This window comes from Streptomyces sp. NPDC093261 (assembly GCF_044753645.1).
Taxonomy (GTDB): Bacteria; Actinomycetota; Actinomycetes; order Streptomycetales; family Streptomycetaceae; genus Streptomyces.
Map to the genome: position 1 here is coordinate 60558 of NZ_JBIVNO010000006.1, position 23232 is coordinate 83789.

The 23232-nt window shown below is 69.8% G+C and carries 22 protein-coding genes; 3 read left to right on the forward strand and 19 right to left on the reverse strand.

Annotated features, from left to right (window positions below; translation table 11 throughout):
- Positions 1-48 precede the first annotated feature (48 nt).
- From ACIP94_RS15705 to ACIP94_RS15715, 3 genes are all read left to right on the forward strand, one after another.
- Entirely contained in the window at positions 49-1215 is a 1167-nt protein-coding gene (locus ACIP94_RS15705) for a sensor histidine kinase (protein ID WP_402425124.1), read from the forward strand.
- Entirely contained in the window at positions 1212-1853 is a 642-nt protein-coding gene (locus tag ACIP94_RS15710) for a response regulator (RefSeq protein WP_402425126.1), read from the forward strand. Before ACIP94_RS15705 ends, ACIP94_RS15710 begins: the two co-directional genes overlap by 4 nt.
- Before the next feature lie 144 nt (positions 1854-1997).
- On the forward strand, positions 1998-3833 hold the full coding sequence (locus ACIP94_RS15715; protein ID WP_402425129.1) for a glycosyl hydrolase family 18 protein: 1836 nt from the start codon (positions 1998-2000) through the stop codon (positions 3831-3833).
- A 79-nt stretch (positions 3834-3912) separates the two neighbouring features.
- Here ACIP94_RS15715 and ACIP94_RS15720 read toward each other — a convergent pair whose 3' ends face one another.
- The 19 genes from ACIP94_RS15720 to rho all read right to left on the reverse strand — a co-directional run bounded on the left by ACIP94_RS15720 (position 3913) and on the right by rho (position 22850).
- On the reverse strand, positions 3913-4359 hold the full coding sequence (locus tag ACIP94_RS15720; RefSeq protein WP_402425132.1) for a DUF2550 domain-containing protein: 447 nt from the start codon (positions 4357-4359) through the stop codon (positions 3913-3915).
- Positions 4360-4487: 128 nt separating this feature from the next.
- On the reverse strand, positions 4488-4862 hold the full coding sequence (locus ACIP94_RS15725; RefSeq protein WP_311697346.1) for a F0F1 ATP synthase subunit epsilon: 375 nt from the start codon (positions 4860-4862) through the stop codon (positions 4488-4490).
- 131 nt (positions 4863-4993) lie between these two features.
- Positions 4994-6430 carry a F0F1 ATP synthase subunit beta gene (gene atpD / locus ACIP94_RS15730; RefSeq protein ID WP_402425135.1) on the reverse strand — a complete coding sequence of 479 codons (1437 nt, stop codon included), beginning with the start codon at positions 6428-6430 and terminating at the stop codon, positions 4994-4996.
- A 2-nt stretch (positions 6431-6432) separates the two neighbouring features.
- Complete coding sequence (locus tag ACIP94_RS15735) at positions 6433-7344, reverse strand: F0F1 ATP synthase subunit gamma (protein WP_402425138.1); 912 nt, start codon at positions 7342-7344, stop codon at positions 6433-6435.
- 21 nt (positions 7345-7365) lie between these two features.
- Entirely contained in the window at positions 7366-8958 is a 1593-nt protein-coding gene (gene atpA, locus ACIP94_RS15740) for a F0F1 ATP synthase subunit alpha (RefSeq protein WP_402425141.1), read from the reverse strand.
- A 115-nt stretch (positions 8959-9073) separates the two neighbouring features.
- Entirely contained in the window at positions 9074-9889 is an 816-nt protein-coding gene (locus ACIP94_RS15745) for a F0F1 ATP synthase subunit delta (RefSeq protein WP_402425144.1), read from the reverse strand.
- Positions 9886-10446 carry a F0F1 ATP synthase subunit B gene (locus ACIP94_RS15750; protein ID WP_402425147.1) on the reverse strand — a complete coding sequence of 187 codons (561 nt, stop codon included), beginning with the start codon at positions 10444-10446 and terminating at the stop codon, positions 9886-9888. The genes ACIP94_RS15745 and ACIP94_RS15750 overlap by 4 nt, the downstream gene beginning before the upstream one ends.
- A gap of 42 nt (positions 10447-10488) precedes the next feature.
- Complete coding sequence (atpE, locus tag ACIP94_RS15755; protein ID WP_234514092.1) at positions 10489-10734, reverse strand: ATP synthase F0 subunit C; 246 nt, start codon at positions 10732-10734, stop codon at positions 10489-10491.
- 79 nt (positions 10735-10813) lie between these two features.
- Positions 10814-11584 (reverse strand): F0F1 ATP synthase subunit A, encoded by a 771-nt coding sequence (gene atpB / locus ACIP94_RS15760; protein ID WP_402425701.1) that lies wholly within the window; start codon positions 11582-11584, stop codon positions 10814-10816.
- Positions 11585-11857: 273 nt separating this feature from the next.
- A complete protein-coding gene (locus ACIP94_RS15765) occupies positions 11858-12295 on the reverse strand; it encodes a hypothetical protein (protein ID WP_402425150.1) in 438 nt (145 codons plus the stop codon).
- Between the two features lie 300 nt (positions 12296-12595).
- On the reverse strand, positions 12596-13951 hold the full coding sequence (locus ACIP94_RS15770; RefSeq protein WP_402425153.1) for an MraY family glycosyltransferase: 1356 nt from the start codon (positions 13949-13951) through the stop codon (positions 12596-12598).
- Between the two features lie 128 nt (positions 13952-14079).
- Positions 14080-15321 carry a serine hydroxymethyltransferase gene (glyA, locus tag ACIP94_RS15775; protein WP_402425156.1) on the reverse strand — a complete coding sequence of 414 codons (1242 nt, stop codon included), beginning with the start codon at positions 15319-15321 and terminating at the stop codon, positions 14080-14082.
- Between the two features lie 148 nt (positions 15322-15469).
- A complete protein-coding gene (locus ACIP94_RS15780) occupies positions 15470-16171 on the reverse strand; it encodes a protein-tyrosine-phosphatase (RefSeq protein ID WP_402425159.1) in 702 nt (233 codons plus the stop codon).
- Positions 16168-16815, reverse strand: a complete 648-nt coding sequence (locus ACIP94_RS15785) for an L-threonylcarbamoyladenylate synthase (RefSeq protein WP_402425162.1) — start codon at positions 16813-16815, stop codon at positions 16168-16170. Before ACIP94_RS15785 ends, ACIP94_RS15780 begins: the two co-directional genes overlap by 4 nt.
- A 55-nt stretch (positions 16816-16870) precedes the next feature.
- The gene (gene prmC, locus ACIP94_RS15790; protein WP_402425165.1) at positions 16871-17716 is read right to left on the reverse strand and encodes a peptide chain release factor N(5)-glutamine methyltransferase; all 846 of its coding nucleotides are present in this window, start codon (positions 17714-17716) and stop codon (positions 16871-16873) included.
- Between the two features lie 40 nt (positions 17717-17756).
- Complete coding sequence (gene prfA, locus ACIP94_RS15795) at positions 17757-18824, reverse strand: peptide chain release factor 1 (RefSeq protein WP_402425167.1); 1068 nt, start codon at positions 18822-18824, stop codon at positions 17757-17759.
- A gap of 141 nt (positions 18825-18965) precedes the next feature.
- On the reverse strand, positions 18966-19187 hold the full coding sequence (gene rpmE, locus ACIP94_RS15800; protein ID WP_103838593.1) for a 50S ribosomal protein L31: 222 nt from the start codon (positions 19185-19187) through the stop codon (positions 18966-18968).
- A 167-nt stretch (positions 19188-19354) separates the two neighbouring features.
- Positions 19355-20494 carry an LCP family protein gene (locus ACIP94_RS15805; protein WP_402425171.1) on the reverse strand — a complete coding sequence of 380 codons (1140 nt, stop codon included), beginning with the start codon at positions 20492-20494 and terminating at the stop codon, positions 19355-19357.
- A 376-nt stretch (positions 20495-20870) separates the two neighbouring features.
- Entirely contained in the window at positions 20871-22850 is a 1980-nt protein-coding gene (rho, locus tag ACIP94_RS15810; protein ID WP_402425174.1) for a transcription termination factor Rho, read from the reverse strand.
- Positions 22851-23232 lie beyond the last annotated feature (382 nt).

Consider the following 23232-nt stretch of genomic DNA (forward strand, 5'->3'; position numbering starts at 1 on the left):
CTTCCGGGGACGCACGCGGGAGGCGCGGGCGCCGTGTTGGATGGGGTCATGGCCCCTCGACTCCCCCGCCCCCACCGTGACGATGTGCGTATCGCGGCGGCCGGGCTGCTCGGTGGACTGCTGCTGTGGGTCCTCGGGCTGAGCCCCCGTGGGATCCACGATCCGGTGGTGCTGTGGCCGGCGCGGTGGGTGCTGCTGGTGCCGCTCGTCGTCACGGCCGGCTGCGAACTGCTGCGCCGCACCCACCCGAAGGCCGCCCTGCTGGTCGGCACGGCCGCGGTGTGCGCCGACACGGTGACCCGGGGAAACGTGGCCACCGTCGTGATGTTCACGGATCTGATGTACGCGGCCGTCCTGTACGGCACCCCGGCCTCCGCCCGTCGGCTGCCCTGGGTCACGGGGCTGCTCACGGTGATCGGCGGGGTCCTGCCCCTGGCCCTGTGGCGCGACCCGCGGGGGCTGCTGATCGGCGTCGGGGTCGGCGTGGTCACCCTCGCGCCCGCCGCCACGGGCTGGGTGGTGCGCGACCACCGCGACGCCGCCGAGGCCGCCCGGCTGCGTGCCGAACAGACCGCGCTGCTCGCCGAGATGGACCGTGCCCAGGCGGTCGCCGACGAACGGGCGCGGGTGGCCCGGGAGTTGCACGACATGGTCGCCAACCATCTCTCCGCGATCGCCATCCACTCCACGGCGGCGCTCTCCCTCGACGACCCGGAGACCTCCCGGGACGCGCTCGGCGTCATCCGGGAGAACAGCGTGGCGGGGCTCGCCGAGATGCGGCAGCTCATCGGCATCCTGCGCGCGGACGACCGGCCGCCGGCCGCCACGCCCACCCTCGACGGGCTCGGCGCCATGGTGGAGAACGCGCGCACCAACGGGCTCGACGTGACGCTCGACGCGCGGTGCGGGGACGTGCCCGCGCCGGTGGAGCTGGCCGCGTACCGGATCGTGCAGGAGTCCCTGACCAACGCCCTCAAGCACGCCGGGCCGGGCCGCGTCACGGTGTGCCTCGCCCAGGACGACGATGCCCTCGCCGTGCGGGTGGCCAGTCCCTACGGCCGCCCGGACGCGCCGCGCGCTCCTGGTTCCGGGTCCGGGCTCGTCGGGATGCGGGAGCGGGCCGCGCTGCTCGGCGGTACGTTCACCGCCGGTCCGGACGGGACGCTGTGGACCGTGCGCGCCGTCCTTCCCCTGACCCAAGGAGATCCCTCGTGATCCGTGTGCTCGTCGCCGAGGACCAGTCCGCCGTACGCGCCGGGCTGGTGCTCATCCTGCGCGGTGCGTCCGGCATCGAGGTGGTCGGGGAGGCGGCGGACGGCGAGGAGGCGGTGGCGCTCGCCCGGGAGCTGCGGCCGGATCTGGTGCTGATGGATGTGCAGATGCCGCGGCTGGACGGGGTGTCGGCGACCCGGCAGGTGGTCGGCGAGGGGCTCGCCGACGTGCTGGTGCTGACCACCTTCGACCTCGACGCGTATGTGTTCGGCGCGCTGCGGGCCGGGGCCGCCGGATTCCTGCTGAAGGACGCGGAGGCGGCGGATCTGGTGGAGGCGGTCCGTACGGTGGCGCGCGGGGAGGGGCTGATCGCGCCGGCCGTGACCCGCCGGCTGATCGCGGAGTTCGCCGCGGGAGGTCCGCGGGAACCGCGGGCCGACCCGGCCGTGCTGGACGCGCTCACCCGCCGCGAACGGGAGGTGCTGTCGTGTCTGGGCGAGGGGCTCTCCAACGCCGAGATCGCGGCCCGGCTCGATATGGCGGAGGCCACGGTGAAGACCCATGTCAGCCGGCTCCTGCACAAGCTCCGGTTGCGCAGCCGGGTCCAAGCGGCCGTACTCGCCCGGGAGTTGGGGATCTAGCACCCCACCTGGGCACTGGTCCAGACCTATTGACCTATGGTCCAGACCTTTCTATTCTCGCCGCACTGTGGGCTGAAGGCTCAGTCATGCCCACGACACCGGCTGTGACGCCCCGGCGGCGCACATCGACAGGAGGAGGCGCGCATGCGCGTCAGACACCGAGCCGCGGCAGGGCTGGCGACCCTGTTGCTCCCACTGGCCGGACTGGTCGGCCTCGCAAGCCCCGCCCCGGCCGCGGCGGATGCCGCGTCGGCCACCGCCACCTACGCCAAGACCCAGGACTGGGGCACCGGCTTCGAGGGCAAGTGGACCGTCAAGAACACCGGGACCACCACGATCAGCGCCTGGACGATCGAGTGGGACTTCCCCTCCGGTACGTCCGTGACCTCCGCATGGGACGCGGACGTCACCAGCTCCGGCACCCACTGGACCGCCAAGAACAAGTCCTACAACGGCACCCTCGCCCCGGGTGCCTCCGTCTCCTTCGGCTTCAACGGCGCGGGCTCCGGCGCCCCCGCCAACTGCAAGCTGAACGGCGGAGGTTGCGACGGCGGAACGCTCCCCGGCGACAACCCGCCCTCCGCACCGGGCACCCCCACCGCGTCCGGCATCACCGACACCTCGGTGAAACTGTCGTGGGCGGCGGCCACGGACGACAAGGGCGTCAAGAACTACGACGTCCTGCGCGACGGCGCCAAGGTCGCCACCGTGACGTCCACCTCGTACACGGACACCGGTCTGACCGCCGGCACCGACTACGCGTACACCGTCCAGGCCCGTGACACCGCCGACCAGACCGGCCCGGTCAGCGGCGCGGTCTCCGTGCACACCACCGGCGGCGGCAGCAACCCGCCCCCGACGAACGGCTCCACCGTCAAGCTCGGCTACTTCACCGAGTGGGGCATCTACGGCCGCAACTACAACGTCAAGAACCTGGTGACCTCCGGCTCCGCAGCGAAGATCACGCACATCAACTACGCCTTCGGCAACGTTACGGGCGGCAAGTGCGCGATCGGCGACTCCTACGCCGACTACGACAAGGCGTTCACCGCCGACCAGTCCGTCAGCGGCGTCGCCGACACCTGGGACCAGCCGCTGCGCGGCAACTTCAACCAGCTCCGTGAGCTGAAGGCGAAGTACCCGAACCTCAAGGTGTTGTGGTCCTTCGGCGGCTGGACCTGGTCCGGTGGCTTCGCGGACGCCGCCAAGGACCCGGCGGGCTTCGCCCAGTCCTGCTACGACCTCGTGCACGACCCGCGCTGGGCCGATGTCTTCGACGGCATCGACATCGACTGGGAGTACCCGAACGCCTGCGGTCTGTCCTGCGACACCAGCGGGGCCGCGGCCTTCAAGAACGTGATGGCCGCGCTGCGCGCCAAGTTCGGCTCCTCCGCCCTGGTCACCGCGGCCGTCACCGCCGACGGCTCCACCGGCGGCAAGATCGAGGCCGCCGACTACGCGGGCGCCGCGAGTTACGTCAACTGGTACAACGTGATGACGTACGACTTCTTCGGCGCCTGGGACGCCCAGGGCCCCACGGCCCCGCACTCCCCGCTCACCTCGTACAACGGCATCCCGAAGGCCGGCTTCACCACGGCCGACGCGATCGCCAAGTACAAGGCGATCGGCGTGCCCGCGAGCAAGCTGCTGGTCGGCATCGGCTTCTACGGCCGCGGCTGGACCGGCGTCACCCAGGACGCCCCGGGCGGCACGGCCACGGGCCCGGCGGCGGGCACCTATGAGCAGGGCATCGAGGACTACAAGGTGCTCAAGACGTCCTGCCCCGCCACCGGCACCGTCGCGGGCACGGCGTACGCCCACTGCGGCAGCAACTGGTGGTCCTACGACACCCCGGCCACCATCGGCACCAAGATGGCGTGGGCCAAGTCCCAGGGCCTGGGCGGCGCCTTCTTCTGGGAGTTCAGCGGTGACACCGGCAACGGTGAACTGGTGAGCGCCCTGAGCAACGGCCTGTCGTAACCCTGATCGAAGGCCTCAGGCCATATTGGCGCTCCCGCGGACGTCGTCCGGGGGGACCCCGCCCAGCGAGTGAACGCGGCTACGCCACGTTCACTCGTTGGCCAGGGGGAGCCGCTTCCAGCCACGCCAGGAACCCGGTCAGCGCGTCCTCGCTCATGGCCAGCTCCAGACGGGTGCCGCGATGGTGGCAGGCGAGGATCACCGCGTCGGAGAGCAGGGCCAGCTCCTCCTCGCCCTCCGGGGCGCGCCGGCCGGCGACCTCGATCGCCGAGCGCTCCAGCACCCGGCGGGGGCGCGGCGCGTACGAGAAGACCCGGAACCACTCGACGCGGTCACCGTTGTAGCGGGCGATACCGTAGCCCCAGCCCTTGCCGCTGGTGTCGGGCTCCTCCGGGACGTTCCACCGCAGGCTGCAGTCGAAGGTGCCGCCGGAGCGCTGGATGATACGGCGCCTGAGGCCGAAGACGAACAGCCCCACCAGCACGAGTGCCACAACCAATCCGCACGCGCTCAGAGCGAGGACCATCGCCACCGACCTCCTCGTCTCCTAGGTAACGGAACGGAAAAAACACCCGGATTCGCCTCAGCCGCGGCTGGGACCGGATTGCTCCGGTCCCAGCCGCGGCTGAGTCACGTCTTACATGGCGCCCTGTGTCAGTGCCCCGACACCGCACGCAGTCGGACCTCCGCGCGGCGCTCGGCGGAGGCGTCCGCCTCCGTCTTCGCCCGCTCCAGGGCCCGCTCCGCGCGCTGGACGTCGATCTCGTCCGACAGCTCGGCGATCTCGGCCAGCAGCGACAGCTTGTTGTCCGCGAACGAGATGAAACCGCCGTGCACCGCGGCGACGACCGTTCCACCATCACTCGTACGGATGGTCACCGGGCCCGACTCCAGCACACCGAGCAGCGGCTGGTGACCGGGCATGACGCCGATGTCGCCGGACGTGGTGCGCGCGACGACCAGGGTGGCCTCGCCGGACCAGACCTGGCGGTCGGCGGCGACCAGCTCGACGTGCAGCTCAGCAGCCAAGAGAGGCTCCTCGGGTCACCACCCGGCTGGACTGCCGGGTGTTGGGATGAATTCTAGTAGGCGTACGGAGGGGGACGGGACGCGGCCCGGGGTCCGGGTCGGTCTCGTCCCCCTCTGTCACGAGCACGGGGTCAGGAGACGCCCAGCTCCTTCGCGTTCTTCTTCAGGTCGTCGATACCACCGCACATGAAGAACGCCTGCTCCGGGAAGTGGTCGTACTCGCCGTCGATGATCGCGTTGAAGGCCGCGATCGACTCGTCCAGCGGGACGTCCGACCCGTCGACGCCGGTGAACTGCTTGGCGACGTGGGTGTTCTGGGACAGGAAGCGCTCCACGCGACGGGCACGGTGGACGACGAGCTTGTCCTCCTCGCCCAGCTCGTCGATACCGAGGATCGCGATGATGTCCTGCAGGTCCTTGTACTTCTGCAGGATCGTCTTGACGCGCATGGCCGTGTTGTAGTGGTCCTCCGCGATGTAGCGCGGGTCCAGGATGCGGGACGTGGAGTCCAGCGGGTCCACGGCCGGGTAGATGCCCTTCTCCGAGATCGGACGGGAGAGCACCGTCGTCGCGTCGAGGTGGGCGAAGGTGGTGGCCGGGGCCGGGTCGGTCAGGTCGTCGGCGGGGACGTAGATCGCCTGCATCGAGGTGATCGAGTGACCGCGGGTCGAGGTGATGCGCTCCTGGAGGAGACCCATCTCGTCGGCCAGGTTCGGCTGGTAACCCACCGCGGACGGCATACGGCCGAGCAGGGTGGAGACCTCGGAGCCGGCCTGCGTGAAGCGGAAGATGTTGTCGATGAAGAACAGCACGTCCTGCTTCTGGACGTCGCGGAAGTACTCCGCCATCGTCAGACCCGCTAGGGCCACGCGCAGACGGGTGCCCGGGGGCTCGTCCATCTGGCCGAAGACCAGGGCCGTCTTGTCGATGACGCCCGAGTCGCTCATCTCCTCGATGAGGTCGTTGCCCTCACGGGTGCGCTCACCGACACCGGCGAAGACGGAGACACCGTCGTGGTTGTTGGCGACACGGTAGATCATCTCCTGGATGAGCACCGTCTTGCCGACGCCGGCACCGCCGAACAGACCGATCTTGCCGCCCTTGACGTACGGGGTCAGCAGGTCGATGACCTTGACGCCGGTCTCGAACATCTCGGTCTTGGACTCGAGCTCGTCGAAGCTCGGGGGCTTGCGGTGGATCGGCCAACGCTCGCCCTCGTACTTCTCGTCCACGTTCAGGACTTCACCGATGGTGTTGAACACCTTGCCCTTGGTGAAGTCGCCGACCGGGACGGAGATCGGGGCGCCCGTGTCCGTCACCGCGGCCTGGCGGACCAGACCGTCGGTGGGCTGCATGGAGATGGCGCGGACCACGCCGTCACCCAGGTGCTGGGCGACCTCCAGGGTCAGCGTCTTCTTCTGGCCGGCGTTGGCCGGGTCGGCCACGTCGACGTGAAGGGCGTTGTACATGTCCGGCATCGCGTCGACGGGGAACTCCACGTCGACGACCGGGCCGATGACCCGCGCGACGCGGCCCGTCGCCGTGGCCGTCTCAACAGTGGTGGTCATGTTCAGTCACTCCCCGCGGTCGCGTCGGCCAGGGCACTGGCGCCACCGACGATCTCGCTGATTTCCTGGGTGATTTCGGCCTGGCGGGCCGCGTTGGCAAGCCGGGTGAGATTCTCGATGAGGTCTCCGGCGTTGTCGGTGGCCGACTTCATCGCGCGCCGCGTGGCGGCGTGCTTCGAAGCGGCCGACTGGAGCAGCGCGTTGTAGATACGGCTCTCCACGTAGCGCGGCAGCAGGGCGTCGAGGACGTCCTCCGCCGACGGCTCGAACTCGTAGAGCGGCAGGATCTCGCCCTTGGGCGTCTCCTCGGCCACCTCCTCGAGGCTGAGCGGCAGCAGGCGGGCGTCGACCGCCGTCTGCGTCATCATCGAGACGAACTCGGTGTAGACGATGTGGAGTTCGTCCACGCCGCCGTCCGCCGTCTCCTTCTCGATGGCCTCGATCAGCGGCGCCGCGACCTTCTTGGCGTCCGCGTACGTCGGCTCGTCCGTGAAGCCCGTCCACGACTCCGTGATCCTGCGCTCACGGAAGTTGTAGTGGGCGACACCGCGACGGCCGACGATGTATGTGTCGACCTGCCTGCCCTCGCGCTCCAGCCGCTCGGTCAGCTGCTCCGCCGCCTTGATCGCGTTGGAGTTGAAGGCGCCGGCCAGACCGCGGTCGCTCGTCAGGAGCAGCACCGCCGACCGGGTCACCGTCTCGGCCTGGGTGGTCAGCGGGTGCTTGGTGTTCGAGCCGGTGCCGACCGCCGTGACCGCGCGGGTGAGCTCGGTCGCGTACGGGGTGGAGGCCGTCACCTTGCGCTGCGCCTTGACGACGCGCGAGGCGGCGATCATCTCCATCGCCTTCGTGATCTTCTTGGTCGCGCTGACGGATCGGATGCGACGCTTGTAGACCCGGAGCTGGGCTCCCATGAGTCAGGTCCCTTCCTTACGTCACTTGGCGGCAGCGGCAGGAACGTCCTCGCCGAGCAGCTTGCCGTCCGAGGTCTCGAACTGCTTCTTGAACTCCGCGATGGCGTCGTCGATCGCCTGGATGGTGTCGTCCGACATCTTGGCGCCCTCCTTGATGGAGGTCATGAGGCCCTGGTGCTTGCGGTGCAGGAAGTCCAGGAGCTCACGCTCGAAGCGACGGATGTCGGCGACCGGAACGTCGTCCATACGGCCGTTGGTGCCGGCCCAGATGGAGACGACCTGGTCCTCGGTGGCCATCGGCTGGTACTGCGGCTGCTTCAGCAGCTCGACCATGCGCTGACCGCGCTCCAGCTGCGCCTTCGACGCGGCGTCCAGGTCGGAACCGAAGGCGGCGAACGCCTCCAGCTCACGGAACTGGGCGAGGTCCACGCGCAGACGGCCGGAGACCTGGCGCATCGCCTTGTGCTGGGCGGAGCCACCGACACGGGAGACCGAGATACCGACGTTCAGAGCCGGGCGCTGGCCGGCGTTGAACAGGTCGGACTCCAGGAAGCACTGGCCGTCGGTGATGGAGATGACGTTGGTCGGGATGAACGCCGAGACGTCGTTGGCCTTGGTCTCGACGATCGGCAGACCGGTCATCGAGCCGGCACCCATGTCGTCGGAGAGCTTGGCGCAGCGCTCCAGCAGACGGGAGTGCAGGTAGAAGACGTCACCCGGGTAGGCCTCGCGGCCCGGCGGGCGGCGCAGCAGCAGGGACACGGCGCGGTAGGCGTCGGCCTGCTTGGACAGGTCGTCGAAGACGATCAGGACGTGCTTGCCCTGGTACATCCAGTGCTGACCGATGGCCGAACCGGTGTAGGGCGCCAGGTACTTGAAGCCCGCCGGGTCGGACGCCGGGGAAGCGACGATCGTCGTGTACTCGAGCGCGCCGGCCTCCTCCAGCGCGCCGCGCACGGACGCGATGGTGGAGCCCTTCTGGCCGACGGCGACGTAGATGCAGCGGACCTGCTTCTTCGGGTCGCCGGAGCGCCAGTTGTCGCGCTGGTTGATGATCGTGTCGACGGCCAGGGCGGTCTTGCCGGTCTGGCGGTCACCGATGATCAGCTGGCGCTGGCCACGGCCGATCGGGGTCATCGCGTCGACGGCCTTGTAGCCGGTCTCCATCGGCTCGTGCACCGACTTGCGCTGCATGACCGTGGGGGCCTGCAGCTCGAGGGCGCGGCGACCGTCGGTCTCGATCTCGCCGAGGCCGTCGATGGGGTTGCCGAGGGGGTCGACGACGCGGCCGAGGTAGCCCTCGCCGACGGCCACGGAGAGCACCTCACCGGTGCGGTGCACCGGCTGTCCCTCCTCGATGCCGCTGAACTCACCGAGGACGATGGCACCGATCTCGCGCTCCTCGAGGTTGAGGGCGAGGCCGAGGGTGCCGTCCTCGAACTTCAGCAGTTCGTTGGCCATGGCCGAGGGCAGGCCCTCGACCTTCGCGATGCCGTCGCCGGCAAGGGTGACCGTACCGACCTCCTCGCGCGAGGCCGCGTCCGGCTTGTACGACTGGACAAAGTTCTCCAGCGCGTCCCGGATCTCCTCCGGCCGGATCGTGAGCTCCGCCATCTGGGTTCCCTGCTCTCCTTGTTGGGCCCGAAGTTTCTGTGGGGGTCTGGGGGCGACCCCCAGGAATCCTCTGCACGGCCCAACGCGGGCCGTAGTACTGCGTATGGAGTTGCTGCTAGCTCGCCATGCGGCGGCGGGCGTCCTCGAGCCGGTCCGCGACCGACCCGTTGATCACCTCGTCACCGACCTGCACCCGCATCCCGCCGATGACCTCGGGATCCACGTCCAGGTTGAGGTGCATCTGACGGCCGTAGAGCTTGGCCAGTGCGGCGCCGAGGCGCTGCTTCTGCGTGTCGCTCAGCGGGACCGCCGAGGTGACGACGGCGACCATCCGGTTACGGCGCTCGGCCGCCAGCTTGGACAGGGACTCGATTCCCGTCTCCAGGCTACGTCCCCGCGGCGCGGTCACAAGGCGCTGCACCAGACGCTCGGTGGTCACGTTGGCCCGGCCGCCGAGCAACCGGTGCACCAGCTCGGTCTTGGCCGAGGCGCCGACCGCACGGTCCGTGAGCGCGGCGCGCAGCTCCGTGTTGGAGGAGATGATCCGGCCGAAGCGGAACAGCTCGTCCTCGACGTCGTCCAGCGCACCCGCCTTCTCGGCGCCGGTGAGGTCGGCGAGGTTCGCCAGCTCCTCCAGCGCGTCCACCAGATCACGCGGCTGCGACCAGCGCGAGCGCGCCATGCCGGCGAGCAGGTCCACGACCGGCCCGCTGACCTGGCCGCCCAGCAGACGCTGGACCAGCTCGGCCTTGGCCTCCGCGGGCTGCGCCGGGTCGGTGAGGACCCGGCGCAGCCCGGCCTCGCGGTCGAGCAGCGCGGTGACGGCGGCCAGCTCGTCGGCGAGCTGCGCCGCGTCCATGGACGTGGCGTCCGTCAGCGCGTCGAGACGCTCACGTGCGGCAGCCAGGGCCTCGCGGCTCGCTCCGTTCATCGTGCGGCCTCAGCCTTCGAAGCGGCCTCGTCGAGCCCGTCGAGGAAGCGGTCGATCACGCGGCTCTGCCGGGCGTGGTCCTCGAGGGACTCGCCGACGAGCTTGCCGGCCAGCTCGGTGGCCAGCATGCCGACGTCCCGCCGCAGCGCCTGCGCGGCGGCCTTGCGGTCGGCCTCGATCTGCGCGTGGCCGGCGGCGATGATCTCCTCACGCTGCCGCTGGCCTTCCGCGCGCATCTCCGCGATGAGCGTGGCGCCCTGCTCCTGCGCCTCCTGGCGCAGCCGCGCGGCCTCGTGCCGGGCCTCGGCGAGCTGAGCCTTGTACTGCTCAAGAACGCTCTGGGCCTCGACCTTCATGGCTTCGGCCTCTTCGATGCCGCCTTCGATCGCCGCGCGACGCTCCTCCAGAACCTTGTTGATGTTCGGAAGCAGCTTCTTCCAGAAGAAGAAGAACACGATGGCGAAGGCGATGGTGCCGACGAGCAGCTCGGGGCCGGCCGGGACGAGCGGGTTCTGCTCGGTCTCCGCGGCCGCCAGCTGCACCAGGTTGGCGATCACATCAGTGCCTTTCGTCGTCGATTCGTGCCAGTAAGAAGGTGATTACTTACCGAACACGAACGGCATAACGATGCCGATGAGGGCGAGCGCCTCACAGAAGGCGAAGCCCAGGATCTGGTTGGCGCGGATCAGACCGGCGGCCTCGGGCTGACGGGCCAGGGCCTGGGTGCCGTTGCCGAAGATGATGCCGACGCCGATGCCGGGGCCAATGGCGGCGAGGCCGTAACCGATGGAGCCGACGGAGCCGTGGACACCGGTGGCAGCGGCGAGGGTCTCAAGAGCGGACATGCCGGTTCTTCCTTCTCTTTCATGGACCGGTGGGGGTTGGCCACCGGACGTCTGGAGGTGTGCGGGCAGGTGGTTCGACTCAGTGGTGCTCGGCGAGAGCGCCCTGAATGTAGGAGCAGGCGAGGAGCACGAAGACGTACGCCTGGACGGCCTGGATGAAGAGTTCAAAGACGATCATGGCCACGGTCATCACGAACGAGACGCCGGCGGCCGGGATCATGTAGCTGTTCAGCAGGTACCAGGAGGCGACGGTGAACATCACCAGCATCAGGTGACCGGCGAACATGTTGGCGAACAGTCGCACCGCGTGCGTGAACGGGCGGACCAGCAGGTTCGAGAAGAACTCGATGACCATCACGAGCGGCAGGACCGCGCCGAGCGACTTGTCATAGCCCGTGATGTTCTTGAAGAAGCCGACGAAGCCATGGCGCTTGAAGGTCAATGAGACCCACATGATCCAGACGATCGCGGCGAGGACCATCGGGAAGGCGATCACCGAGGAGACCGGGAACTGGGCCAGTGGGATCACCGACCACACGTTCATGATCCAGACGAAGAAGAAGAGCGAGACCATGAACGGGACGTACTTCTCGCCCTCGCGCTTACCGAGCGTCTCGTAGACGATGCCGCGGCGCACGAAGTCGTAGCCGGCCTCGGCCACCATCTGGAGCTTGCCCGGGACGACCTTGGCATTGCCGAAGGCGGCCCAGAAGAACGCGACGACCACCACGCTGGTGAGCAGCGCGAGCAGTATCACCTTGTTGAACTCGAAGCCGCCCGCCGTGAACAGGGGCTTGAAGAGGAAGGAGTTCAGGCCCGGTGCCGGAAAGCCACAGCCGTTGTCGGACAGGATGCGGCAGCTCCAGTCAAAGGCGAGCTGGGTCTGGTCAGCACTCACCGCGGGCTCCTTCGGCGTGACGCATGGGTACGGCAACCTCGTTGTGTCGGCGCGGCGCGCAGCCGCGGATCGGCACCGGACTGGTGTTACGGATGTGGGGGCGGCCTTCGGGGATCAAGCCTCGCGATTGAGCAGGCGTCAGCTCAGATGCCCGCGCCCGCGATGCCGCAGTTGGCACCGGACGATAGCAGGATCTCTCGCACGTCTTTATCCCGGCCCTACCCCTCACGACGTGGACCCTGTCTTCTCGGGCTTCTCGCTCTTCTCGGAGTCCGGGTCGATGTAGAAGATCTTGGCCTTCATATGCGCGCGCGCCTGCGCCGCCATCCACACGATTGTCGCGATCACAAGTGCGATCGCGAACGTCTTCGGATCGAAGAGGGAAGTGCCCTTGAAGAGAGCCACGAAGATCAGGAGCAGCAGGAGCTGAGCGACGTACAGCATCAGCCCCATGGCCTGGAACAGCTGGGGGAGCGTTTTTGCCGTCCATTGCAGGACGTAGAGCCCGACCCCCATGAAGACCAGGGCGAGCACCGTGCCGACGGCCGCACCGAGCGCCCCCTTGCCCCCCGCGACCGCGGCGCTGACGGCGACGGCGACCACGCCGGCGGCCGCTGTGGGCGCAGCGATCTGCAGAAGGTTCCGGGCGTCATTGGACGGCATGGCGGCAACTCCGCTTACTGAAGGGGGCAGGGGTGTCGTCATGGACGAGCGTAGTCCCGGGGCGAGTGGGCACCTCACACCGAAGGGCCGGCACAGAGGGCCCCCCGGCTCTATCCCCGGGGTTCTCGTGAACCGTATCACAAACTATTTGATGCGGTCTTTACCTAGGGGGTGTGCCGACAGTCACACATGAGAGTGACCCCGCGCGTCTGTGCACGCGAAGCACCCACTTGTCTGGTATTGGGGCGCTATACACCCCCACGAATTGGCAACGCACTCGTCAGATTCTTACCTTGTGCGTCAGCGCGACGACTCGGCTTCACGCCGCTCCGGACGCGTCCGGGCGCCGAGCGCCGTGGACCCGTGGGCAGCCGAGACGCCCGCGGCAACCGGGGTGCGAGGCGGTTCCCCGGCGATGGGCTCCCCCCGCGCCGGCTCCAGGCTCTCGTCCACGGCCCCGTCCGCGACAGCCGCGGCCCCGGCGCGGCGTCCGCGGCGGTAGCGCGGCGGCACGAAGGACTCGGCCCAGCGCGGCGCGCGCGGGGTGAACCTCGGCAGCAGAAGCAGCACCAGGCCCACGGCGCTCAGCGCCATGATGCCGAGCACGATCCACATGGACGCCGAGTTGACCGAGTACGCCAGGGCTCCGAAGGAGATGAGCGCCGCCCAGAAGTACATGATCATCACGGCCCGGCTGTGTGAGTGCCCGATGTCCAGCAGCCGGTGGTGCAGATGCCCGCGGTCCGCGGCGAACGGCGACTGACCGCGCCAGGTGCGGCGCACGATCGCGAGGAAGAAGTCGGCGACCGGGACGGCGATGATCGTCAGTGGGAGCAGCAGCGGGATGTAGACCGGGACGGTCTGGTGCACCGTCGCACGCTCGGAACCGGAGAAGAGGTTCATCGCGTCCGGGTCCACCTGGCCGGTGACCGAGATGGCGCCGGCCGCGAGCACCAGCCCGATCAGCATCGAGCCCGAGTCGCCCATGAAGATCCGCGCCGGGTGCATGTTGTGCGGCAGAAAGCCCAGGCACATGCCCATCAGGACGGCCGCGAACAAGGTCGCGGGGGCCGCGGCCTCCAGGCCGTAGCCGTACCAGATGCGGTACGCGTACATGAAGAACGCTGCGGCCGCGATGCACACCATGCCGGCGGCGAGGCCGTCGAGGCCGTCGACGAAGTTCACCGCGTTGATCGTGATGACGACCAGCGCCACCGTCAGCAGGGTGCCCTGCCACTGGGTGAGCGAGACCGTGCCGACGCCCGGGACCGGCAGCCACAGGATGGTCAGACCCTGCATCACCATCACGCCCGCGGCGATCATCTGGCCGCCCAGCTTGATCAGCGCGTCGATCTCGAACTTGTCGTCCAGCACGCCGATCAGCCAGATCAGCGCGGCGCCGGAGAGCAGGGCCCGGGGCTCGTTCGACTTGGCGAAGACCTCGTTGAGGTTCTTGAGGTGGTCGGCGACCAGGAGGCCCGCGCACAGGCCGAAGAACATGGCGATACCGCCGAGCCGGGGGGTCGGTTCCCGGTGCACGTCCCGGGCCCGGATCTCCGGCATGGCTCCGGCCACGATCGCGAACTTGCGTACCGGCCCTGTCAGCAGATACGTCACGGCGGCCGTGATGCAGAGCGTCAGCAGGTATTCACGCACGGGCTTCCCCATAAGTCTCGCTGGGCGTCCTCAGCACCACACCCTAGCTTCGCGTGCATACGGTTGAGGACTCACGGGTAGCCACGATGGTTGCACGAGTGGCTGTGTACTCCGCTGCGTCCACCCCCTCAGTGCCCGGGATACGGCGGAAATCCGTCGGTCAGCTCCCGCACTTCTTCACGCGCCCCTTTGGGCTTCTCCTCCTCGCGCAGCACGGCCCCGAGGACGGCGGCGATCCGCGCCATCTCCGTCTCGCGCATGCCCTGCGTGGTCACCGCCGCGGTGCCCAGGCGCAGCCCGCGGACGTCGCCGTGAGGCAGCGCACAGGTGTCGAGGACCATACCGGCCGCCGCGAGCCGACCCCGGGCGGTTTGGCCGTCCACGCCCAGCGGGGAGGGATCCACGGTCAGCAGATGGGTGTCGGTGCCGCCGGTGGTCACATGCAGCCCCTCGGCGGCCAGGGCCGCCGCGAGCATCCGGGCGTTGGCCACCACCTGGTGGGCGTAGACCCCGAAGTCCGTGGTCGCCGCCTCCCCGAACGCGACGGCCTTCGCGGCGATGCTGTTCATCTGGGCGCCGCCCTGGGTGAACGGGAAGACGGCCCGGTCCACGCGCTCGGCCAGTTCGCCGCCGCACAGGATCATGCCGCCGCGCGGGCCGCGCAGCACCTTGTGCGTGGTGGCGCAGACGATGTCGGCGAACGGCACCGGGCTGGGTGCCGCTCCCCCGGCGACCAGCCCGATCGGGTGCGCGGCGTCGGCGATGAGATACGCCCCGACCTCGTCGGCGACCTCCCGGAAGAAGGCGTAGTCGATATGGCGTGGATAGGAGATGGACCCGCACACGATGGCCTTCGGACGGTGCGTACGGGCCAGGGTGCGCACCTGCACATGGTCCATCAGCCCGGACTCCGCATCGACGCCGTAACCCACGAAGTCGAACCAGCGGCCGGAGAAGTTGGCGGGCGAGCCGTGGGTGAGGTGGCCGCCGTGCGGCAGCCCGAGGGCGAGCACGGTGTCGCCGGGCCTGAGCAGGGCGGCGTACGCGGCGAGCATCGCGGACGATCCCGAGTGCGACTGCACATTGGCGTGCTCGGCCCGGAACAGCGCCTTGGCCCGCTCCACGGCGAGGCGCTCGGCGACGTCGACCAGCTCGCAGCCGCCGTGGTACCGGGCGCCCGGATACCCCTCGGCGTACTTGTTGGCGAGCGGGGAGCCGAGGGCGGCGAGCACCGCCGGGGAGGTGAAGTTCTCGGCCGCGATGAGCTGCAATGTCGTCGACTGCCGGACGAGTTCCCCAAGCAGGATCTCGGCCAGCTCGGGATCCTGCCGGTGCAGGACGTCGGCCTCGAGGGTATGGGTGACCGCCATGGTGGGCTCCGGGGCTCCGGGCGACGGGTGTACGTCCAATGTAGGCCCGCGCCCCCTGTGGCGCCCGGGCGCCACGTCCGTCCGCCCACGCGCCTCGTACCCGCGCCACCCGGCGGACGCACCCGGCGAACCCGTCACCGGTGCCGGCTCAGGCCCGTGCGGGCACTCCCGTCAGGGCCGTGACGACCGGGTCCAGGGCCTGGTGGATCTCGTCCCCGATCGAGCGGAAGAACGTCAGCGGCGCCCCGTACGGGTCGAACACCTCGTCGGCCTCCGCCGTCGGCGCCAGCAGCCAGCCGCGCAGGGCCGCCGCGGCCCGTACCAGGGCGCGGGCGCGTGCCACCACGCCGTCCTCCAGGGGCGGCAGCGTGGCGGGGTCTATCGCCCGTACGAGACGGGTGAACTCCTTCAGCGTGAACGTGCGCAGGCCCGCCGAGTGCCCCATGGAGATGACCTGGGCACGGTGGTCACGGGTCGCGGTGAGGACCAGGTCGGCCCGGATGACGTGCTCGTCCAGCAGTTCCCGGCCGACGAAGCCGGAGGCGTCCGCGCCGAAGTCCGCGAGGACCGCCTCCGCGTTCGCCTCCATGGGGGCGCCCTCGTGGCCCCAGGTGCCCGCGCTCTCCACGATCAGCCCGCCCATGGGGGTCCCCCCGGCGAGGCCGGGCGCGGGGCAGCCGAGCCGGTCCGCGAGGAAGTGCCGGGTCAGGCGCTCGGTGATCGGCGAGCGGCACACGTTGCCGGTGCTGACGTGGAGGATGCGGAAGGTGTCGCCCGGGAGGCCCGGCTCCGCCAGGCCTCCCGTCCCGTCCCCGTTGCCTATGCCACGCCCCGCGTCGGGCGGTGTCAATTCGCCACCTCGAGGTCGGGTACGACCTTGCGCAGCTCGTCCGCCGACAGCGCGCCCTGGCGCAGCAGCACCGGCACCTTGCCGGTGACATCGACGATCGAGGAGGGGACGTTGCCGGGGGTGGGGCCGCCGTCCAGGTAGACGGAGACGGAGTCGCCGAGCATCTCCTGCGCGGCGTCGCAGGTCTCCGGGGCCGGGTGGCCGGTGAGGTTCGCGGAGGAGACGGCCATCGGGCCGACCTCCGTGAGCAGCTCGATGGCGACCGGGTGCAGCGGCATGCGCACCGCGACGGTGCCACGGGTGTCCCCGAGGTCCCACTGGAGCGAAGGCTGGTGCCGCGCGACGAGCGTGAGCGCGCCCGGCCAGAACGCGTCGACCAGTTCCCAGGCCATCTCGGAGAAGTCCGTGACGAGGCCGTGCAGGGTGTTCGGGGAGCCGATCAGAACGGGCGTGGGCATATTGCGGCCCCGGCCCTTGGCCTGGAGCAGGTCGCTCACGGCCTCCGAGGAGAACGCGTCGGCGCCGATGCCGTACACGGTGTCGGTCGGCAGCACCACGAGTTCGCCACGGCGGACGGCGGACGCGGCCTCGCGCAGACCCGTCGTGCGGTCGGTCGCGTCGTTGGTGTCGTATCGCCGTGCCATGTCTAGAGGACCTCCTCGTACACGTCCTGCTGAGGGAAGAGATGCTGGGGCGCGCTCACGGCAGTGCCTTGCGTGCGGTCGCGAAGCGCGGGCGGTTGTTGAGGTCCGGGTGGTCGGCCGCGTCGGCCCAGCCCCGCTCCTCGGTGAAGATCCACGGCACCTGGCCGCCCTGGGTGTCGGCGTGCTCGATGACGACGACGCCTCCGGGGCGCAGCAGCCGGTGCGCGGTGCGCTCCAGACCACGGATGAGGTCGAGGCCGTCCTCGCCCGAGAACAGGGCCATGTCCGGGTCGTAGTCGCGGGCCTCGGGAGCGACGTACTCCCACTCGGTGAGCGGGATGTACGGCGGGTTGGAGATCACGAGGTCGACCTGGCCGTCGAGGTCCGGGAAGGCCGTGAGGGCGTTGCCCTGGCGCAGATCGACCCTGGACCCCGCCACGTTCTTGCGGGTCCACTCCAGGGCGTCCTCGGACAGCTCCACCGCGTGCACCCGCGAGCGCGGCACCTCCTGCGCCAGGGCGAGCGCGATGGCGCCCGAGCCGGTGCACAGGTCCACGATCAGCGGTTCGACGACGTCCATGGCCCGTACGGCGTCTATGGCCCAGCCGACGACCGACTCGGTCTCCGGGCGGGGCACGAACACGCCGGGGCCGACCTGGAGCTCCAGATAGCGGAAGTAGGCGCGCCCGGTGATGTGCTGGAGCGGCTCGCGGGCCTCACGGCGGGCGATGACCTCCCAGTAGCGGGCGTCGAAGTCCGCGTCCTTCACGGAGTGCAGCTCGCCCCGCTTGACGCCGTGCACGAACGCGGCGAGCTCCTCCGCGTCATTGCGCGGCGAGGGCACGCCGGCGTCGGCCAGCCGCTGGGTGGCCTGGGCCACCTCCGCGAGCAGCAGGTTCACGCTGGTCCTCCGGGGCTGAGCGTTGTGCTGGTACGGGGGCTTACGCGGCCGCGAGCTTGGCGGCCGAGTCCGCGTCGACGCACGCCTGGATCACCGCGTCGAGGTCGCCGTCCAGGACCTGGTCCAGGTTGTACGCCTTGAAGCCGACCCGGTGATCCGAGATGCGGTTCTCGGGGAAGTTGTACGTACGGATCTTCTCGGAGCGGTCGACCGTGCGGACCTGGCTGCGGCGGGCCGCGGCGGCCTCCTTCTCCGCCTCCTCCTGCGCCATGGCGAGCAGCCTGGAGCGCAGGATACGCATCGCCTGCTGCTTGTTCTGCAACTGGCTCTTCTCGTTCTGGCAGGAGGCGACGACCCCGGTCGGCAGGTGCGTGATGCGCACGGCGGAGTCGGTCGTGTTGACGGACTGGCCGCCGGGGCCCGAGGAGCGGTAGACGTCGATCCGGAGGTCGTTCGGGTTGATCTCGATGTCGACGTCCTCCGCCTCGGGGGTGACCAGCACACCGGCCGCGGAGGTGTGGATACGGCCCTGGGACTCCGTCGCGGGCACGCGCTGCACGCGGTGCACCCCGCCCTCGTACTTCAGGCGGGCCCACACGCCCTGGCCGGGCTCCAGCCGGCCGCGGGCCTTCACGGCGACCTGGACGTCCTTGTAGCCGCCGAGCTCGGACTCGGTGGAGTCGATGATCTCGGTCTTCCAGCCGACGCGCTCGGCGTACCGCAGATACATGCGCAGCAGATCACCGGCGAACAGGGCGGACTCGTCGCCGCCCGCGCCCGCCTTGATCTCGAGGATGACGTCCTTGTCGTCGCTGGGGTCGCGAGGGACGAGCAGGAAGCGCAGCTTCTCCGTCAGCTCCTCACGCTGCCTTTCCAGGTCCCTGACCTCGGCGGCGAACTCCGGGTCGTCGGCGGCCAGTTCGCGCGCGGTCTCGATGTCGTCACCGGACTGCTTCCAGGAGCGGTAGGTGGCGACGATCGGGCTCAGCTCGGCGTAGCGCTTGTTGAGCTTGCGCGCGTTCGCCTGGTCGGCGTGGACCGACGGATCGGCGAGCTTCTTCTCCAGGTCGGCGTGTTCCCCGACCAGTTCCTCGACCGCCTCGAACATCTCCGGCTCCCTGAGTGTCCCCCGCCCGGCCTGGGCGTGGGGGACGTACGTACGACAATGAGTGGGCTGCACCGCAAAGCGCCGGTCCCGGCACCCCCGTATCCGTGCACGGGAGCACCGGAGACCGGCGCTGTGGGCTCGCTACTTCTTGGCAGCGGCAGCCTTGCCGAAGCGGGCCTCGAAGCGGGCCACACGGCCACCGGTGTCGAGGATCTTCTGCTTGCCCGTGTAGAACGGGTGGCACTCGGAGCAGACCTCGGCCCGGATGGTGCCGGACTCGATCGTGCTACGGGTGGTGAACGACGCGCCACAGGTGCAGCTGACCTGCGTCTCGACGTACGCGGGGTGGATGTCGCGCTTCAAGGTGTCTCCTAGGTTTCGGGAGGGCGCCGGGTCGCAGCCGCGGGATGCGGAGGCGTGAACCGGGGCCGACGTACCAGTCTGCCAGGACTGACCGCATCCCCCAAAACCGGGGGCACAGGTGATCTATTCCCCGTGGACGCGCGGGGGCGCCGGGGCCCCGGCCCGGGTCAGGACGACGTGACCACGCCCTTGGCCTGGCCGCTGGCCGTTCCCTTCGTCGCGTCCGCCGGAATCGGCCGGTCGTGCTTGAGGGCGTCCCACACCAGGGCGGCCTTGGTCTTCTCCGGCAGGACGCGGTTGGGGTCGGTCGGGTCGTACCGGACCGGCACCGTCACCATGTTCATATGGGCCGAGCTGATCCCCTTCAGCCCGTTCGCGAAGGACGCCAGGTTCTTGACGGAGCCCAGGTCGGAGTCGGTGGTGACGGTCTTGGTCGCGGTGTCGGCGAAGTTCACCAGTTTGGTGGGGTTCGTCAGCACGCCGAGCTGCTTGACCTGGGCCACCAGGGCCTTGACGAAGGCCTGCTGGAGCTGGATGCGGCCGAGGTCGGAGCCGTCACCGACGCCGTGCCGGGTGCGGACGAGGCCGAGCGCCTGCCGGCCGTCGAGGGTGTGCTCCCCGGCCTTCAGGTCAAGGTGGCTGTCCTGGTCGGCGATGTCCTTGGTGGTGGTCACCTGTACGCCGCCGAGGTCGTCGACCAGTTTCCGGAACCCGGAGAAGTCCACCTCGATGTAGTGGTCCATGCGCACACCGCTGATCGACTCGACGGTCTTCACGGCGCACGCGGCGCCCCCGGTGGAGTACGCGGAGTTGAACATCACCCCGGACGCGGCCGGGTGCACGGTGCCCTTGGTGTCGGTGCACTCGGGGCGGTCGATGAGGGTGTCGCGCGGTATCGAGACGACCGCGGCCTTCTTGTGGCCCTTGTAGAGGTGCACGACCATCGCCGTGTCCGAACGGGCACTGCCGTCGTCGACGCCGCCGCCCAGCTTCTTGTTGCCGCCGGAGCGGCTGTCCGAGCCCAGGACGAGGAGGTTCTCGGAGCCGTTGTCGGCCTTCGCGGGCCGGTGGCCGCCGAGTGCCGCGTCGATGTCGACGGTCCTGAGGTTGCCGTTGAGCTTGAAGTACAGGATGCCGGCGCCGGTGCCGCCCAGGAGGAGGATGCCCCCGGCGGTCCAGGCGGCGACGAGCAGGGCCGTGCGTCCCTTTCCGCGCGGCTTGCGGCGGCGGCCCTTGGCCCCGCGGCCTGGGTTCGTCGCGGCGGTGTCCTCGTCGGCTATGGCGTCGGGTGTGCTCTCGGCGGGCATGTGCTCCCTCAGTCGTCGTCCGGTCGGGTACCCCCCGCGGTCTGGGCCAGGCCTGGCGGAGCGACCCTTTCCCACCGCTCGGCTCACCCGAGTGGGGGACCCCCGTCGCTCCATCGTCACTCCGTTCGGTCGGACGGAGAAACCGGGGCCAGGGTTGCACAACACGGTCCGGTCGGTACGTACGGGGACGAACACACAGGGTCATCGCAAATCCCGGAAGCCTCCTGCTCACCTGGGTATTTCCCCGGGGGTGCGCCACCCGGGGCGGCCACCAGGGCTCCCGGCGCCTGTGGCGAACGTCTCGACGGCGGACCGCCACGGGCAACGCAAAGGGCCGCTCCCCTCGCAGGACGGGGGGAGCGGCCCTTCGACCGGATCAGTCGCCGTTCGGCGTCGGCGTCGTCTTCTGGATCTGCATCAGGAACTCGACGTTCGACTTCGTCTGCTTCATCTTGTCGAGGAGCAGCTCGATCGCCTGCTGCTGGTCGAGCGCGTGCAGCACCCGGCGCAGCTTCCAGACGACGTTCAGCTCCTCGGCGCCGAGCAGGATCTCTTCCTTACGGGTACCGGACGCGTCCACGTCCACCGCCGGGAAGATGCGCTTGTCGGCGAGCTTCCGGTCGAGCTTGAGCTCCATGTTGCCGGTGCCCTTGAACTCCTCGAAGATCACCTCGTCCATGCGCGAGCCGGTGTCGACCAGCGCGGTGGCGAGGATCGTCAGGGAGCCGCCGTCCTCGATGTTGCGCGCCGCGCCGAAGAAGCGCTTCGGCGGGTACAGCGCGGTCGAGTCGACACCACCGGACAGGATGCGGCCGGAGGCGGGCGCGGCGAGGTTGTACGCACGGCCCAGACGCGTGATCGAGTCGAGCAGCACGACGACGTCGTGGCCCAGCTCCACCAGGCGCTTGGCGCGCTCGATGGCGAGCTCGGCGACCGTGGTGTGGTCCTCGGCCGGGCGGTCGAAGGTCGAGGAGATGACCTCGCCCTTGACCGACCGCTGCATGTCGGTGACCTCTTCCGGACGCTCGTCGACGAGGACGACCATCAGGTGGCACTCGGGGTTGTTGTGCGTGATCGCGTTGGCGACCGCCTGCATGATCATGGTCTTGCCGGTCTTCGGCGGGGCCACGATCAGACCGCGCTGGCCCTTACCGATGGGCGAGACGAGGTCGATGATGCGGGTGGTGAGGACGCCGGGGTCGGTCTCCAGGCGGAGCCTGTCCTGCGGGTACAGCGGGGTCAGCTTGTTGAACTCCGGGCGGCCACGGCCGTGTTCGGGCGCCATGCCGTTGACGGAGTCCAGGCGGACCAGCGCGTTGAACTTCTCGCGCCGCTCGCCGTCCTTGGGCTGGCGGACCGCTCCGGTGACGTGGTCACCCTTGCGCAGGCCGTTCTTGCGGACCTGGGCGAGGGAGACGTACACGTCGTTCGGACCCGGCAGGTAGCCCGACGTACGGATGAAGGCGTAGTTGTCGAGGATGTCCAGGATGCCCGCGACGGGGATCAGGACGTCGTCCTCGGCGAGCTGCGGCTCGGCGATCTCGTCGCGGCCACGGCGGCCACGGCGGTCGCGGTAGCGCCCGCGACGGCCACGGCGGCCACCGTCGAAGTCGTCGCCGTCCTCGTCGGCCCGCTGGCGGTCCTGGCGGCCGCCGCCCTGCTGCTGGCCCTGCTGCTGACGCTGCTGGCCGCCCTGGCCCTGCTGCTCGTCGCCCTTGCCGCGGCGGTCGCGGTCCCGGCCGCGCTCACGGCGGTCGCGGCGGCGGCCCTCGCCGCCGTCACCCTGCTGCTCGGACGAGGCGGAGTCAGCGGCCTTGGGCTCGCCCTGCGCCTGCTGGGCCGGAGCGGCCGCGGTCTCGGCCTTCGGCTCGCTCTTCGCCTCGGCGGCGACCGTCTCGGGGCTGCCGGCCTCGGCGGTGGCACGGCGCCGGCGGCGCTCGGCCGGAGCACCGTCACCGGCTCCCTGGCCGGGAATCTCGATCTGCTGCGGGGCCACGGACTGCTCGGGCTTGTCGGCCTTCGGCTCGGCCGCGGCGCCGTCCTCGCCGGTGCGGGTCCTGGAGGTGGACCGGCGCTTCGGCTTGGTCTCGGTGGCGGCCTCGGCCTTGGCCGGGGCACCGCCGTGGGCCTGCGCCTCCTTGATGACCTCGATCAGCTGGCTCTTGCGCATGCGCGCGGTGCCCCTGATGCCGAGGCCGGATGCGACCTGCTGCAGTTCGGCCAGCACCATGCCCTCGAGGCCGGTACCGCGGCGCCGCCGGGAGCCGGCACCGGTGGCAGGCGCGGAAGCGTCCGTGGCGGGCGCGGCAGCGGTCTCCTCGACACGTGCGCCCATCAGATCGGTGGTGTCGCTCACGAAGGGTCCTTCCCTGGAGCGGACGTCGGCCTGTCTGGCTCGGCGACCGGTTGTGCTGTCCGGCTTCGGTCCGGTGTGTGTGGACCGTGCCGGGGCGGTGGTCCGCCAAAGCGGCGGAGGAAATAACTGGTGATTGGCGTTTCCCTGCAGGCCGTGACACCCGGTTTTGTGCCACGCGGCTCGGTCACGCCGATTCCGGAGCGTGCTCGGCAAACAGCTCAGTGTTCGCGTACGACATACCGCTCACGTACGTGATACGGAACACAGTGCGGTTTGGGAAGCTCCCGGAAGAAGGGTTGTCCCGGACGGGGACACGAAGCACCTCGCCATGGCTGGGTCGGGTGCAGACTTGAGGTTAACACTACCGGATCCAACAAACATT